Origin of the sequence: Salipiger sp. 1_MG-2023, assembly GCF_030547555.1 — a bacterium.
Classification (GTDB): Bacteria; Pseudomonadota; Alphaproteobacteria; order Rhodobacterales; family Rhodobacteraceae; genus Salipiger.
On sequence record NZ_JAUOQN010000004.1, the window covers coordinates 125,117 to 139,954 of the forward strand.

Sequence of the window (14,838 nt, forward strand, 5' to 3'; positions counted from 1 at the left end):
GCGGGGTCTTGTGCCCCGCGCCCGCAACCTCAGCCCAGCTTCTGGCCAAGATGTTCGGCGACGGCAAAGATGTCCTTGTCGCCGCGTCCGCACATGTTCATCACGATGATGTGGTCCTTGGGCAGCGTCGGCGCGATCTTCATCACATGTGCCAGCGCGTGGCTCGGTTCCAGCGCGGGAATGATGCCTTCGGTCCGACACGAGAACTGGAATGCTTCCAGCGCCTCGGCATCGGTGATCGAGACATATTTCGCCCGCCCGATATCGTGCAGCCAGGCGTGTTCCGGCCCGATGCCGGGATAATCCAGCCCCGCCGAAATCGAGAACCCCTCCAGGATCTGCCCGTCGTCATCCTGAAGCAGATAGGTGCGGTTGCCATGCAGCACACCGGGGCGCCCGCCGGTCAGCGAGGCACAATGCTGCATCTTTTCGTCAACGCCCTTGCCGCCCGCCTCGACGCCGATGATGTTGACAGAGGCATCGTCAAGGAACGGGTAGAACAACCCCATGGCGTTCGACCCGCCGCCGATGGCCGCAATCACCGTGTCAGGCAAACGACCCTCGCCTTCCTGCTCGGGAAGCTGCCAGCGCACTTCCTTGCCGATGATCGACTGGAAATCGCGCACCATCGCCGGATAGGGATGCGGCCCCGCCACCGTGCCGATGCAATAGAACGTGTCGCGCACATTGGTCACCCAGTCGCGCAGCGCATCGTTCATCGCATCCTTCAGCGTGCCGCGCCCCGAGGTCACCGGCACCACCTCGGCGCCCAGCAGCTTCATGCGGAACACGTTGGGCTTTTGCCGCTCAACGTCATGCGCGCCCATGTAGACCACACATTTCAACCCGAACTTGGCACAGACGGTGGCGGTCGCCACGCCATGCTGCCCGGCGCCGGTCTCGGCGATGATCCGCGTCTTGCCCATGCGGCGGGCCAGAATGATCTGCCCCAGCACGTTGTTGATCTTGTGCGCACCGGTGTGGTTCAGCTCGTCGCGCTTGAGATAGACCTTCGCGCCGCCCAGCTCGTCGGTCATGCGCTGCGCGAAATACAACGGCGAGGGCCGCCCGACATAGTGCTTCCACAGATCGCTCATCTCGGCCCAGAAGCTGTCATCGGTCTTGGCGCGCTCGTATTCCGCCTCGAGCGACAGGATCAGGGGCATCAGCGTCTCGGACACAAACCGCCCGCCGTGTATGCCGAACCGGCCCTTCTCGTCGGGGCCATTCATGAAGGAATTGAATAGATCGTCCATCGTGCGCCTCTCCGTCTCGCAGTTCAGCATAACTAGTCAGATCGCCCGGCATTGACCAGCCCCCGCACCCGCGCCCGGTTTCTTCTGGCCCGAAATATCCCGGGGGAGCCCGAAGGGCGGGGGCAGCGCCCCCTTGTGCCGTTTCGAACCGTCGCCACGCTGCCCCAAAGGTCCCAACAGCGCCGCGACCACTCCGGGCGCCTGCTCGCTGCCCATCGCACGCATCCCCTCTTAACTTTGCACCCGCGATCGCCTATCTGCCCAGTCATGACACAGACACTCCATATCGTCGGCGGCGGCATGGCCGGATCCGAAGCAGCCTGGCAGGCCGCGCAGGCTGGCCTCAAGGTGGTCATCCACGAGATGCGCCCCAGCGTTGAAACCTTCGCCCACCGCACCGGCAAGCTCGCCGAGATGGTGTGCTCCAATTCCTTCCGCTCGGATGACGACGAGCAGAACGCCGTCGGGCTGCTGCATTGGGAAATGCGCCGCGCGGGCGGCATCGTCATGGCCATGGCCGGGCAGCATCGTCTGCCCGCTGGCGGCGCGCTGGCGGTCGATCGCGAGGCGTTCAGCCAGGCGGTGACCGATGCGCTGATGGCCCACCCCAATATCAGCCGCAGCGATGAGGAAATCACCGCCCTGCCCGACAGCGGCCACTGGATCATCGCCACCGGCCCGCTGACCTCGGACGCGCTGGGCCAGGCCATCGCCGCCGAGACCGGCACCGATGCGCTGGCCTTCTTCGATGCCATCGCGCCCATCGTCCATGCCGACAGCATCGACATGGACACGGCGTGGTTGCAATCGCGCTATGACAAGGGCGAGACCGAAGAAGAACAGCGCGCCTACGTCAACTGCCCGATGACCAAGCCCGAATACGAGGCCTTCATCGACGCGCTGCTGGCCGCCGAAAAGGCCGAATTCCACGAAGGCGAAACCGCAGGCTATTTCGATGGCTGCCTACCGATCGAGGTCATGGCCGAGCGTGGCCGCGAAACCCTGCGCCACGGCCCGATGAAGCCCATAGGCCTGACCAACGCGCACAAGCCCGACGACAAGCCCTATGCCGTGGTGCAGCTGCGCCGCGACAATGCGCTCGGAACGCTGTTCAACATCGTCGGCTTCCAGACCAAGATGAAATACGGCGCGCAAACCGAGGTTCTGCGGATGATCCCCGGCCTGCAAAACGCCCGGTTCGCACGGCTGGGCGGCATCCACCGCAACACCTTCCTCAACTCGCCAACGCTGCTCGACAACCAGATGCGCCTGCGCTCCAAGCCGCATCTGCGCTTTGCCGGGCAGATCACCGGGGTCGAAGGCTATGTTGAATCCGCCGCCATGGGCCTTGCCGCAGGCCGCATGGCCGTGGCCGAGATCTTGGGCCGCCCTCTGCCCGTGATCCCGCAGGACACCGCCCATGGGGCGCTGATCCATCACATAACCGGCGGCGCCGAGGCCAAGAGCTTTCAGCCGATGAACGTCAACTTCGGCCTGTTCCGCCCGCTCGAGGGTATCAAGGGCGGGCGTCGTGGCCGCAAGGACCGCTACAAGGCTTACACCGACCGGGCCAAGGCCGACTGGGAGACATGGCTCGCCGCACAGGAGGTTCCCGCATGAATTACGTCCTCGCGCTTTTCCTGCCGCCGCTGTCGATCTTCCTGATCGGGCGGATCTTTCTGTCGATCATCGTCTTCATCATCTGGATTCCGGCGATCATCTTTTCCGGCGGGCTGACCCATCCGATGTTCATCCTGCTGGCTTGGGTGCTGATCTACCAATCCGGCGAGGAACGCCGCACCCGCCGTCTGGAACGGGCCTGGCGCGACGAAGACTAAGATGATCACCCGGTTCGCGCCCTCTCCAACGGGGCCGCTGCACCTTGGGCATGCGTTTTCCGCGCTGACGGCGCAGGATATGGCGCGCGCCGCTGGCGGGACATTCCTGCTGCGCATCGACGATCTGGACCAATCCCGCGCCCGCCCCGCATGGGAGGCGCAGCTCAAGGACGATCTGCGCTGGCTCGGGCTCGACTGGCCCGAGCCCTGCCGCCGCGAATCCGAGCATAGCACCGAATACCACGCCGCGCTCGATCTGCTATGGCAGCAAGGACTGCTCTACCCCTGCAGCTGCACCCGCCGCGACATTCGCGACGCTTTGTCCGCGCCGCAGGAAAGCGCGCCGCTCACCGGCCCCGACGGGCTGGTCTATCCCGGCACCTGCCGCCCCGCACATACGCCCACCGGCCCGCGCCCGCGCGATGCGACGCTTCGGCTGAACATTCGCCGCGCCTGCGCCATCGGCCCGGCGCCATTTACCGAAACCGGCGCCGGGCCTTTGGCCGAGACCGGCCTCATCGCAACGCCGCGCGCGCGTATGATCGAGGGCATCGGCGACGTTGTGCTGTCCCGTCAGGGCATGGGCGCGGCCTATCACCTTGCGGTGGTGGTGGATGATGCCGCCCAGCAGATCACCCATGTGGTGCGCGGCGAAGACCTGTTCGATGCCACCCGCATCCATGCGTTGCTGCAACGCCTGCTCGGGCTGCCAACGCCGGTCTATCACCATCACGCGCTGATCCGCGACGACGCTGGCAAACGGCTGGCGAAACGCGACGACGCCCGCGCCATCGCGCTGTTCCGCGCCGAAGGCCGTAGCCCCGCCGACATTCGCGCCATGGTCGGCCTTACGTCATCGGCGCCATGATTTCCGTCTCGTCGCCTTCGCGGATCGCCGTGTAAAAGCATGAACGCCGGTTGGTGTGACAGGCTGGGCCGGTCTGCCGCACCAGCGCCAGCAGACAGTCGCGATCGCAATCCAGCCGCAGCTCGACCAGTTCCTGCACATGGCCCGAACTTTCGCCCTTGATCCAGAACGCGGCGCGCGAGCGAGACCAATAGGTCACCCGCCCGCTGGCCAGAGTTTTTGCCACCGACTCGGCGTTCATCCACGCCATCATCAGCACCTCGCCGCTGGCCTCATCCTGTGCGATGCAGGGGATCAACCCGCGGCTGTCATAGACCAAAGTCTTGGGATCAAAGCTCATGACGGAATTTTCCTTTTGCAGCGGCGGCGTCAAACCCTATTTAGGAAAGACGATCCAGAAGGGAAAGCCATGTCCACCGAGACCGACCTCATCAAGCTGTATTCCCAGCGCATCCTTGCCCTTGCTGCCGACATCCCGCGGACCGGGCGGCTGGAGGCGCCCGATGCAAGCGTCAAGAAGCGCTCGCCGCTCTGCGGCTCGACGGTGACGGTCGATCTGTCGATGCATGAGGGCAAGGTTTCCGATTATGCGCAGGACGTGAAGGCCTGCGCGCTTGGGCAGGCCTCGGCCTCGGTGGTTGGCGCGGCGATCATCGGCTGCACCCCGGCGCAGATCGACGCCGCGCGCGACGGGCTGCGCACCATGCTCAAGGACGACGGCCCGACACCGCCCGCGCCCTTCGACGGGCTCGAGGTGCTGCGCCCGGCGCAGACCTACAAGAATCGGCATGCGTCGATCCTGCTGGCGCTCGACGCGGCAAGCGAGGCGGTGCACGCGGCCGAAGAAGCCCGTGCCGGTTAGGACCATGCAAGAGATGTGACGGCGATCGCCTGATCGGAACTGATTGACCAGCATAAATAGCCGGATCTTGGCAGCTTGTAGCACGCCTGTCGCCCTGCATAAAAAAAACCGCCGCACTTCAGGACAACGAAGGCGGCGGTCAGTGGCGTATCTCTGCTCCCGCAGGACAGACCTATGATGGATCGGGCAGATCCAAGGCCTTGCAGGGACAGGCGCAGCGCATCCGGGACGGAATGCGCGACCTGACAGGAGAAAGACCGCAGGCAGAAAGCGGACTGAAACGTCAGAGGCTGGGCAGATGCAGCGCCCCAAGTAGGATGACAACAAGGCACAGAGCGCCGATCATATCCTGAAGCACGTTGCATTCAGGGCGGCTCATCGCGCGGAAAAGGGTCTTGATCATTCTGTAAACTCCCTTGTCTGTCGTTTGTTGCCTATTTGTTCTCATTTCCTTTACGTTCTGTAAAGAACTTTATGAGAACATAAGCGAACAAAGGCAGTATAGGTGATTGTATCCCCAAAAATGGCACAGATTTCGGGCGGATCGTTTCCCAAACATTCCCTCAGCCGACCGAGATCAGCCTGATCGCCTCATCCTGCCGCATGAGCCACAAAAGCATCCGCGCCGCCCGGCCGCGGGTGCTTTCCAGACCCGGATCGTCGTGCAACAGCTTTCGCGCGTCGCTTTGGGCCATCGCCATCAAGCCGGCCTGGTGTTCCAGGTCGGCGATGCGAAACTTTGGCAGGCCCGACTGTGCCGTGCCGATCAGATCGCCAGCCCCTCGCATCTCGAGGTCGACCTCCGAAATGCGAAACCCGTCTTCGGTCTCGCGCAGCGTCGTCAGCCGCCGGGTCCCCGACGCATTCAACGGCGGCTGGTAGATCAACAGACAGGTGCTTTGCGCCTCACCGCGCCCAACCCGCCCACGCAACTGGTGCAATTGAGCTAGGCCGAACCATTCCGCCCGCTCGATGACCATGATGGATGCGTTGGGCACATTGACTCCGACCTCGATCACCGTGGTCGCCACAAGCACCTGCGTTTCGCCGGAAACGAAGCGGGCCATCGCCGCGTCCTTTTCGGCGGGCGGCATCTGGCCGTGGACAAGCCCCACCACGCCCTCGCCAAGCGCGGCGCGCAAATGCCGGAAACGTTCTTCGGCGGCGGTCAGGTCGGTGACCTCGCTTTCCTCGACAAGCGGGCAGACCCAATAGGCCTGTCGCCCTTCGGCAACCGCCTTGCGCAGGTGGTCGACCACTTCTTCCATACGCTCGCTCGACACCAGCGCTGTGCGGATCGGTTTGCGCCCGGGTGGTTTCTCGTCCAGCAGCGACACGTCCATGTCGCCGTATTGCGCCAAGGCAAGGCTGCGCGGAATCGGCGTTGCCGTCATCACCAGAACGTCGGCCGCAGCGCCCTTTCGCCCCAATTCGAGACGTTGCCGGACCCCGAACCGATGCTGCTCGTCCACGATGGCCAACCGCAGATCGCAAAACTGAACATCGGCCTGAAATACCGCATGCGTGCCCACGAGAATGCCGATGTCCCCGCGCGCGAGGGCCTCGAGCTTGGCGCGCCGCTCGGCGCCCTTGTCGCGCCCGGTCAGCAGCTCCAGCACCACCCCGGCTTGTTCAGCCAGTGGGCGCAGCCCTTCAAGATGTTGCCGCGCAAGGATTTCGGTGGGCGCCATCATCACGCCCTGCCCGCCCGCCTCGACCGCGATCAGCAACGCCATCAGCGCCACCAGCGTTTTGCCCGCACCAACGTCGCCCTGCAAAAGCCGGTTCATCCGCTCCGGGCTTGCCATGTCCTCGGCAATCTCGTCCATCGCCCGCATCTGCGCGCCGGTCGGGCGAAATGGCAGGGATGCCAGCACCTTGCGCCGCAGCGCCCCGTTGCCGACGCTGACCAAACCCTTGGCCGCGCGCCGCCGCGAGCGCGCCAGGGCCAAGGTCAGCTGATGCGCCAGCAGTTCATCATAAGCCAGACGCGCCCGCGCCGGGACGGTCTGGACAAGATCCGCCCCGCCGGTCGGTGCATGAGCCTCGAGCAGCGCGGAGCGCCAATCCGGCCAGCCCTCACGGGCTTTGAGGCCCGGGTTGATCCATTCGGCAAGCTCGGGCGTGCGCGCCAGCACATCGGCAAGCGCCTTGGCCATCAGTTTTTGTGTCACCCCGCCGAGCAGCGGATAGACCGGCTCGAACGCGGGGAGCGACTCCGCCTCGTCGACCGGCAGCACATGTTCAGGGTGGACCATCTGCGCCATGCCGTCGAAGCGTTCGACCCGGCCTGACACGATGCGGCGCGCGCCTTCCGGCAGAATGCGTTGCAGGTAATCGCCGCGACCATGGAAGAAAACCAACTGAAAGTGATCCCGCGAATCCTCGACATGAATCCGGTACGGCCCGCCCTTGCGCGCCGATGGCATGTGGCGACCGACCGTGATCTCGACCGTCACGACGCCGGGCAGCTCCGCATCCTGAACCGACGGTTTCGGGCGTCGATCAATGACCCCGTGTGGCAGCGTGAACAGCAGATCGCGCGGCGCCTCGATGCCGCCGCTTTCCAGCGCCTTGGCGGTCTTTGGGCCGACTCCGTCAAGCGTTTTCAGCTCGGCGAAAAGCGGCCAGAGCGGTTCGGGCCGTTGGCTCATGCGCCGATCAGCGCCAGCCAGGCGTCTTCATCCATGATCTCGACCCCAAGTTCGCGGGCCTTTTCTTCCTTGGATCCGGCGCCCGGCCCGACGATGACGATGTCGGTCTTCTTGCTCACCGAGCCCGAAACCTTGGCGCCAAGCGCCTCGGCACGGGCCTTGGCTTCGGCGCGGGTCATGCGTTCGAGCGTGCCGGTGAAGACGACGGTCTTTCCTGCCACCGGGCTGCCGTCGCTCGCCGGGCGCTCGGCGTCTTGGATGTCGAGGCATGCCGCCAGCCGGTCGATCGAGACGCGCTCGGTCGGCTGGCCGAACGAGGTGACAAGCGACACAGCGACGGTCTCGCCGATACCGTCGATGCCGATCAATTCATCCCATGCCGCGCGGGCCTCTGCCGGGATCGCCGGCTCCGCCGCCCAGCAGCCATCGCGGGTTTCCTTGAGCTTTGCGCGGCGCCCTTCAGCGGCTGCGGCCTGACGTTCCCGCGTGACCGCCTGCTCCGCCTCGCGGTAGCGGACGGCGGCGGCTCGCGCGGCGTCCAGCGCGTTGATCAGCGCCGACCATGACAGGTAGTGGCGGGCCAGATCGTTCGAGACAACCTCGCCAACATGGCGCAGACCGAGCGAGAACAACAGCCTTCCAAGCGGGATTTTTCGCTTTTCATCAATGGCATCGAAGAGATTGTTCGCGCTTTTTTCGCCCCAGCCTTCACGGTTGCGAAGTTGCTGCAGGCCGCTGCCGAACCGCTCTTTCAGCGAGAAAATATCCGCCGGCTCGGCGATCCACTCGTCGCGATAGAGCTGTTCCACCTGCTTGGCGCCAAGCCCCTCGATGTCGAAGGCGGCGCGGGAGACAAAATGCTTGAGTTTCTCGACCGCTTGCGCTGGGCAGACCAGACCGCCCGTGCATCGGCGCACCGCGTCCCCGTCCTCGCGGATCGCGTCGGAGCCACATTCAGGGCAGGTTTCGGGAAACACAAAGCGCTCGGACCCGGGCGGGCGCTTGCCCAGATCCACATCCGCGAGCTTGGGAATGACGTCGCCGGCGCGATAGACCTGCACCCAGTCTCCGATACGGATATCCTTGCCATCGCGGATCGGCGCGCCCGTGGCGTCGCGCCCGGCAATGTAATCCTCGTTGTGAAGCGTGGCGTTCGAGACCACGACCCCGCCCACCGTCACCGGAGTCAGCCGCGCCACCGGAGACAGCGCCCCGGTCCGTCCGACCTGAATGTCGATGGATTCGAGCCGGGTCCATGCCAGTTCGGCTGGGAACTTGTGCGCGATGGCCCAGCGTGGCGTGGTCGAGCGGAAGCCGAGCCGCGCCTGAAGCGCCAGATCGTCGATCTTGTAGACCACGCCGTCGATGTCATACCCAAGCGTGGCGCGTTGCTCTTCGATGGCGCTGTAATGGGCCAGCATCTCGGTCGGACCGTCGCACCGCTTGGTGAGCGGGTTGATGCTGAAGCCGAGCGCCGACAGCCGCTCGATGGCGCCCATCTGCGTCGGCGCGAGCGGCTCGGAGAGCTCTCCCCAAGCATAGGCGAAGAATTTCAGCGGGCGGGAGCGGGTGATTTCGGCATCGAGCTGGCGCAGCGAGCCGGCGGCGGCATTGCGGGGATTCGCAAAGCGTTTGCCGCCGCGCGCCTCCTGACGCGCATTGAGCGCCGAGAAATCCGCGTGGCTCATGTAGACCTCGCCGCGCACTTCGAGCACGTCCGGCGCACCCGACAGCGTCTGAGGAATATCGTCGATCGTGCGGGCATTGACCGTGACATTCTCGCCAACCGCACCGTCGCCCCGCGTAGCAGCCTGAATCAGAATGCCCTTTTCATAGCGCAGCGACAGCGACAGCCCGTCAATCTTCGGCTCGGCGGTGAAGGCCAGCGGCGCATCGTCTGCCAAGCCGAGATAGCGCCGAATCGAACGGTCGAAGTCCTCGATCTCGGTTGCGTCGAAGGCGTTCGCCAGCGACATCATCCGCACCGAATGCGCGAGTTTCGTGAACCCTTCGGCCAGCGGCGCGCCAACCTGTTCGCTTGGGCTGTCGGCGCGCTTGAGCTGTGGGAAACGCTCTTCGATCGCAAGGTTACGGCGCTTTAATGCGTCGTAATCAGCATCGCTCAGATCGGGGGAATCTTCGGTATGATAGGCTTGGTTCGCCGCCGTCAATACAGAGGCAAGGCGCGAGAGTTCATCCCGCGCCTGTGCCTCGGTCAACATATCGACCGCGATGTCCTGCATTGCATCCGTGGCCATGGTTGCGCCCCCTGCTTACGACGTTCGGGCAAGTGATAGGGCGCAAGTCCGGTCTCGTCCAGCCGATCAGCCGGCGGCGGCGATCGCCGGGGGGTCGCCAGCGCGCGGCTCGGGATCGCGCAGCACATAGCCACGCCCCCACACCGTTTCGATGTAATTTTCGTCGCCGGTCGCCTCGGAGAGCTTTTTGCGCAACTTGCAGATGAACACATCGATAATCTTGAGTTCCGGCTCGTCCATGCCGCCGTAGAGATGGTTCAGGAACATCTCTTTCGTCAGTGTCGTACCCTTGCGCAGCGAAAGCAGCTCGAGCATCTGGTATTCCTTGCCGGTCAGATGGACCGGCTTGCCCGCCACCTCGACCGTCTTCGCGTCAAGGTTGACGGAAATCTTGGCTGTCCGGATCACCGATTGGGAATGCCCTTTCGAGCGGCGGATGATCGCATGAATGCGCGCCACCAGCTCGTCGCGGTGGAAGGGTTTGGTCAGGTAATCGTCGGCCCCAAAGCCAAATCCCTTGATCTTGTTTTCGGTGTCATCGGCCCCCGACAGGATCAGGATCGGCGTGTTGATCCGCGACTGGCGCAATTGCCGCAAGACCTCGTGACCATTGATGTCTGGCAGATTGAGATCGAGCAGGATCAGGTCGTAATCGTACAGTTTTGCCAGATCGATGCCTTCTTCGCCCAGATCGGTCGAATAGACGTTCAGGTTGGCATGGGTTAGCATAAGTTCGATGCTCTTCGACGTGGTCGGGTCGTCTTCCACCAGAAGGATGCGCATAATCCGTTCTCCGCTTGTTCTGTCCCTTTGACCCGACACTGTCGGAAATAGGTTAATGGAACTTTACTGTACGTGAACGATTGCAAATTACAACTGATGGTTGCACATATTCAGGCGTTATCTTCAGCGCCATCGACGCCGGGGCTGCGAAACTTCTGGACGAGCGTCGCTTTCAAGGCCTCTTCGCCATGGTGAGCGACGGCTTCCATCCATTCTGCCAGCTCTTCTTCCGATAGAGTATAGCGCTCCATCGCCTGACTCTCGGAGAGCAGGCCGAAGCGCACCGCCTTGACCACGGCCGCCTTGCGCGATGCCACCCAGCGGCGCGTTTCGACCGGTGGAAGATCGGCCCGCGTCATCACGCTGCCATCGGGAAGGTGGACCGCGCGAGGTCCGTCGATTTTCTTTAGATACATTGAACTTATGCCCCAGTCTTTCCGGCTTTGACCCATTTGACCCGACACAATTTAACGCCATCTAAAACGACCACTTGAGAATGAGTTGCATTTTCCTATATTTCCCCGGTTCCCGCAGATCTGTCCGAAGGAGGAGGCCATGCCCCTCGACGCCCCTACCCTGAACTCGCTCGGCCTGCCCAAGCCGCCCTCGGAGACGCGCGTGGTGGTGGCGATGTCAGGCGGCGTCGACAGCTCGGTCGTGGCCGCCATGCTCGCCGAGGAAGGCTATGACGTGATCGGCGTGACGCTGCAGCTCTACGATCACGGCGCGGCGCTGGCCAAGAAAGGCGCCTGCTGCGCGGGGGTCGACATTCACGATGCGCGCCGCGTTGCCGAACAGATGGGCTTTCCCCACTATGTTCTTGATTATGAAAACATCTTCAAGGATGCGGTGATCGACGAATTTGCCGAAAGCTACCTTGGCGGCGCGACCCCGGTGCCCTGCATCCGCTGCAACGAGCGGGTGAAGTTCAAGGATCTGTTGGAAACCGCCAAGGACCTTGATGCCGATTGCATGGCGACCGGGCATTACATCCAGCGCATGGACGGGTGCGGTGGCCCCGAGCTGCATTCGGCCGCCGATGCCAACCGCGACCAGAGCTATTTCCTGTTCTCGACCACGCCCGAACAGCTGTCGTTCCTGCGATTCCCCTTGGGGCATCTGAAAAGCAAGGCAGAGACCCGCGCGCTGGCGGCGAAATATGGTTTGAGCGTCGCCGACAAGCCAGACAGTCAGGACATCTGCTTTGTGCCCGACGGCAATTATGCCGCCGTGATCGAAAAGCTGCGCCCCGGCGCCGCCGATCCGGGCAAGATCGTGCATGCCGATGGCCGCGTCCTTGGCACCCACAAGGGCGTGATCCATTACACCATCGGCCAGCGCCGTGGCCTTGGCATCGGCGGTCTCGAAGAGCCGCTGTACGTGGTGAAGCTTGATGTCGACGCCAAGCAGGTCATCGTCGGGCCCAAGGACATGCTTGCCACCCGCTCGGTTCCCGTCCGAGAGATCAACTGGCTGGGCGACGAGCCCTTCACCAGCCGCGAAGAATGGCATCTGTCGGTCCGGGTACGTTCGACTCGCCCGCCGCGCGATGCCATCGTGCGCCCGATCTCGGCCACCGAAGCCACCGTCGAGCTGATCACCGCAGAAGAAGGCATCAGCCCCGGTCAGGCCTGCGTCTTTTACGACCCCGAGGGCACCCGCATCTTTGGCGGCGGCTGGATCTGGCGCGGCAACTGAGTGCGGTTTCAAATCGACCCTGCCGGAGGAGCGCCAACCGCCCCTCCGGCGGTGCCTGCGAACCGGGCGCCGGATACCTGCCCAGCCACAATCGATAGCTTCTAACTGGCCAGCGCGTGAAATCCGCGTCATGACTGCGCAAGCCCTGCCGCTTGCACACGAACGGACAAGTCATGCCCTACCTCATTCTTGCCATCGCCGTCCTGGCCGAGACCATCGGCACCTCTGCGCTTCAGGCGAGCCAGCAATTTAGCCGCCTCGGCCCGTCGGCGCTCTCGGTGGTTGCCTATGCCATCGCCATCTACCTGCTGTCGATGGCGCTGAAATTCATGCCCGTCGGGGTCGCCTATGCGATCTGGTCCGGCCTTGGCATCGTGCTGATCGCGGTAATCGGTTTCATCGCCTTCGGGCAGCGGCTGGACCTGCCGGCAGTGGCCGGGATTGGGCTGATCCTTGCCGGAATCCTTGTGATCAACCTGTTTTCCGCCACGACCGGGCATTAAGGGGCTGGCAATCCGGGCGCTATGACGCTAGGCGAAGCTCCAAACTCCCTTCCTTTCAAAGGCTGCCCTATGGACCTTCGCAATATCGCGATCATCGCCCACGTTGACCACGGCAAGACGACCCTCGTCGACGAGCTGCTCAAACAGTCGGGCGCGTTCCGCGAAAATCAGGCCGTGGCCGAACGCGCGATGGACAGCAACGACCTTGAGCGCGAGCGTGGTATCACCATTTTCGCCAAGCCGACTTCGGTCGAGTGGAAAGGCACGCGCATCAACATCGTCGACACCCCCGGCCACGCCGATTTCGGCGGCGAGGTCGAGCGTATCCTGAGCATGGTCGACGGTGTTGTCCTGCTGGTCGATGCCGCCGAAGGCCCGATGCCGCAGACCAAGTTCGTGACCTCCAAGGCGCTTGCGCTCGGGCTGCGCCCGATCGTGGTGCTCAACAAGGTCGACAAGCCCGACGCCGAACCCGACCGCGCGCTGGATGAATGCTTCGATCTGTTTGCATCGCTGGATGCCGATGAGGATCAGCTGGATTTCCCGCATATGTACGCTTCGGGCCGCAACGGCTGGGCCGATGCCGAGCTGGACGGGTCGCGCAAGGATCTCTCGGCGCTGTTCAACCTGATCGTCAACCACGTGCCCGCCCCCAAGCAGGTCAAGCGTCAGGACGAAGATTTCCGCATGCTGGCCACCACGCTGGGCTCTGACCCGTTCGTCGGCCGCCTGCTGACCGGCCGCGTTGAAACCGGTCGGGTCAAGGTTGGCCAGACCGTGCAGGCGCTCAGCCGCATCGGCCAAAAGATCGAACAGTTCCGCGTCACCCGCGTGCAGGCCTTCCGTGGCCTTGCGCAGTCGGACATCGACGAAGGTCTCGCGGGCGATATCGTCTCGCTCGCTGGCATGACCAAGGCGACCGTGGCTGACACCATCTGCGCGCTGGCGGTGGATGAACCGCTCGATGCGCAGCCGATCGATCCGCCCACCATCACCGTCACCTTCGGCATCAACGATTCGCCACTGGCGGGCCGTGACGGCAAGAAGGTGCAGTCCCGCGTCATCCGCGAGCGTCTGATGAAGGAAGCCGAAGGCAACGTCGCGATCAAGATCGCCGACACCCCCGGCGGCGAGGCTTTCGAGGTCTCGGGTCGCGGTGAACTTCAGATGGGCGTTCTCATCGAGAACATGCGCCGCGAAGGGTTCGAACTGTCGATCTCGCGCCCGCAGGTGATCATGAAGGAAATCGACGGCAAGCTGATGGAGCCGGTCGAGGAAGCCACCATCGACGTCGATGACGAATACTCCGGCGCGGTAATCGAAAAGCTGACCGGCGTGCGCAAGGGCGAACTCGTCGAGATGCGTCAGGCTGGCGCGGGCAAGACGCGGATCATCGCGCATGTGCCCTCGCGCGGTCTGATCGGCTATCACGGCGAATTCCTCACCGACACCCGCGGCACCGGCGTTCTGAACCGGGTGTTCCACGGCATGACCCCGCACAAGGGTCCGATCGAAGGCCGCCGCGCTGGCGTTCTGATCTCGATGGAAAACGGCGAGGCGGTGGCCTATGCGCTGTGGAACCTCGAAGATCGCGGCAAGATGTTCCTTGGCGCGCAGGCCCCGGTCTACACCGGCATGATCATCGGCGAGCATTCGCGCGACAACGATCTTGAGGTGAACCCGCTCAAGGGCAAGAAGCTGACCAACGTGCGCGCCTCGGGCACCGATGAAGCGGTCCGCCTGACCACGCCCGTGACCCTGTCGCTGGAAGAGGCCATCGCCTACATCAACGACGACGAACTGGTCGAAGTAACGCCCAACGCGATCCGCCTGCGCAAGCGCTACCTCGATCCGAACGAGCGCAAGCGGATGTCCAAGGGGCAGTAAGGCCTATAATGCACTAGATCTAAAACGCCCTCGCATTCTTGCGAGGGCGTTTTTGTATGGACTAACCTGAATTGAATTACACCCACATTATGAAGACTTTAGATTAGGCCTGACACCAGAAGTGTTTCAGCAAGCCGTTCTTAGGTCATGTTGAGGCTCTGTTGCACAAAGCCGCTGATGGCCAAGCTGCCCCTTCCCCCGGACACACTTATCCTACAGCCTCGGTCACGG

General features: G+C 63.5%; 13 protein-coding genes. 7 read left to right on the forward strand and 6 right to left on the reverse strand.

The genetic code is table 11. From position 1 onward, the window contains the following. Positions 1–29 precede the first annotated feature (29 nt). Positions 30–1,256 (reverse strand): tryptophan synthase subunit beta, encoded by a 1,227-nt coding sequence (gene trpB, locus Q4543_RS03840; protein WP_303436432.1) that lies wholly within the window; start codon positions 1,254–1,256, stop codon positions 30–32. 267 nt (positions 1,257–1,523) lie between these two features. Between trpB and trmFO the strand changes: the two genes are divergently transcribed. The 3 genes from trmFO to gluQRS are packed head-to-tail and all read left to right on the forward strand — an operon-like array spanning position 1,524 to position 3,962. Then, positions 1,524–2,876, forward strand: coding sequence for a methylenetetrahydrofolate--tRNA-(uracil(54)-C(5))-methyltransferase (FADH(2)-oxidizing) TrmFO (gene trmFO / locus Q4543_RS03845; protein WP_303436433.1), 1,353 nt, complete (start codon positions 1,524–1,526; stop codon positions 2,874–2,876). Next, on the forward strand, positions 2,873–3,094 hold the full coding sequence (locus Q4543_RS03850) for a hypothetical protein (RefSeq protein ID WP_216004789.1): 222 nt from the start codon (positions 2,873–2,875) through the stop codon (positions 3,092–3,094). The genes trmFO and Q4543_RS03850 overlap by 4 nt, the downstream gene beginning before the upstream one ends. A 1-nt stretch (position 3,095) precedes the next feature. After that, complete coding sequence (gluQRS, locus tag Q4543_RS03855) at positions 3,096–3,962, forward strand: tRNA glutamyl-Q(34) synthetase GluQRS (protein WP_303436434.1); 867 nt, start codon at positions 3,096–3,098, stop codon at positions 3,960–3,962. Here the strand turns inward: gluQRS and hisI are convergent. Continuing rightward, the gene (hisI, locus tag Q4543_RS03860; RefSeq protein WP_303436435.1) at positions 3,943–4,302 is read right to left on the reverse strand and encodes a phosphoribosyl-AMP cyclohydrolase; all 360 of its coding nucleotides are present in this window, start codon (positions 4,300–4,302) and stop codon (positions 3,943–3,945) included. The two genes, gluQRS and hisI, sit on opposite strands and share 20 nt — an antisense overlap. Positions 4,303–4,371: 69 nt before the next feature. On the opposite strand from hisI, the gene Q4543_RS03865 reads away from it, so the two are divergent. Beyond that, complete coding sequence (locus Q4543_RS03865) at positions 4,372–4,824, forward strand: iron-sulfur cluster assembly scaffold protein (RefSeq protein ID WP_303436436.1); 453 nt, start codon at positions 4,372–4,374, stop codon at positions 4,822–4,824. A gap of 563 nt (positions 4,825–5,387) precedes the next feature. Here the strand turns inward: Q4543_RS03865 and recG are convergent. The 4 genes from recG to Q4543_RS03885 form a co-directional block, all read right to left on the reverse strand. After that, on the reverse strand, positions 5,388–7,478 hold the full coding sequence (gene recG, locus Q4543_RS03870; RefSeq protein WP_303436437.1) for an ATP-dependent DNA helicase RecG: 2,091 nt from the start codon (positions 7,476–7,478) through the stop codon (positions 5,388–5,390). Beyond that, the gene (ligA, locus tag Q4543_RS03875; protein ID WP_303436439.1) at positions 7,475–9,736 is read right to left on the reverse strand and encodes an NAD-dependent DNA ligase LigA; all 2,262 of its coding nucleotides are present in this window, start codon (positions 9,734–9,736) and stop codon (positions 7,475–7,477) included. The genes recG and ligA overlap by 4 nt, the downstream gene beginning before the upstream one ends. 66 nt (positions 9,737–9,802) lie before the next feature. Next, positions 9,803–10,519, reverse strand: a complete 717-nt coding sequence (ctrA, locus tag Q4543_RS03880) for a response regulator transcription factor CtrA (RefSeq protein ID WP_216004783.1) — start codon at positions 10,517–10,519, stop codon at positions 9,803–9,805. Positions 10,520–10,629: 110 nt separating this feature from the next. Beyond that, positions 10,630–10,935: a DUF1153 domain-containing protein gene (locus tag Q4543_RS03885; protein WP_216004782.1), complete on the reverse strand. Its 306-nt coding sequence runs from the start codon at positions 10,933–10,935 to the stop codon at positions 10,630–10,632. A gap of 139 nt (positions 10,936–11,074) precedes the next feature. Here Q4543_RS03885 and mnmA point away from each other — a divergent pair, with 139 nt between their 5' ends. The 3 genes from mnmA (at position 11,075) to typA (ending at position 14,607) form a co-directional block, all read left to right on the forward strand. Beyond that, a complete protein-coding gene (mnmA, locus tag Q4543_RS03890; protein ID WP_303436440.1) occupies positions 11,075–12,217 on the forward strand; it encodes a tRNA 2-thiouridine(34) synthase MnmA in 1,143 nt (380 codons plus the stop codon). Between the two features lie 173 nt (positions 12,218–12,390). After that, positions 12,391–12,720 carry an SMR family transporter gene (locus tag Q4543_RS03895; RefSeq protein ID WP_216004780.1) on the forward strand — a complete coding sequence of 110 codons (330 nt, stop codon included), beginning with the start codon at positions 12,391–12,393 and terminating at the stop codon, positions 12,718–12,720. Between the two features lie 69 nt (positions 12,721–12,789). Continuing rightward, positions 12,790–14,607 carry a translational GTPase TypA gene (gene typA / locus Q4543_RS03900; protein WP_303436441.1) on the forward strand — a complete coding sequence of 606 codons (1,818 nt, stop codon included), beginning with the start codon at positions 12,790–12,792 and terminating at the stop codon, positions 14,605–14,607. Positions 14,608–14,838: the final 231 nt, after the last annotated feature.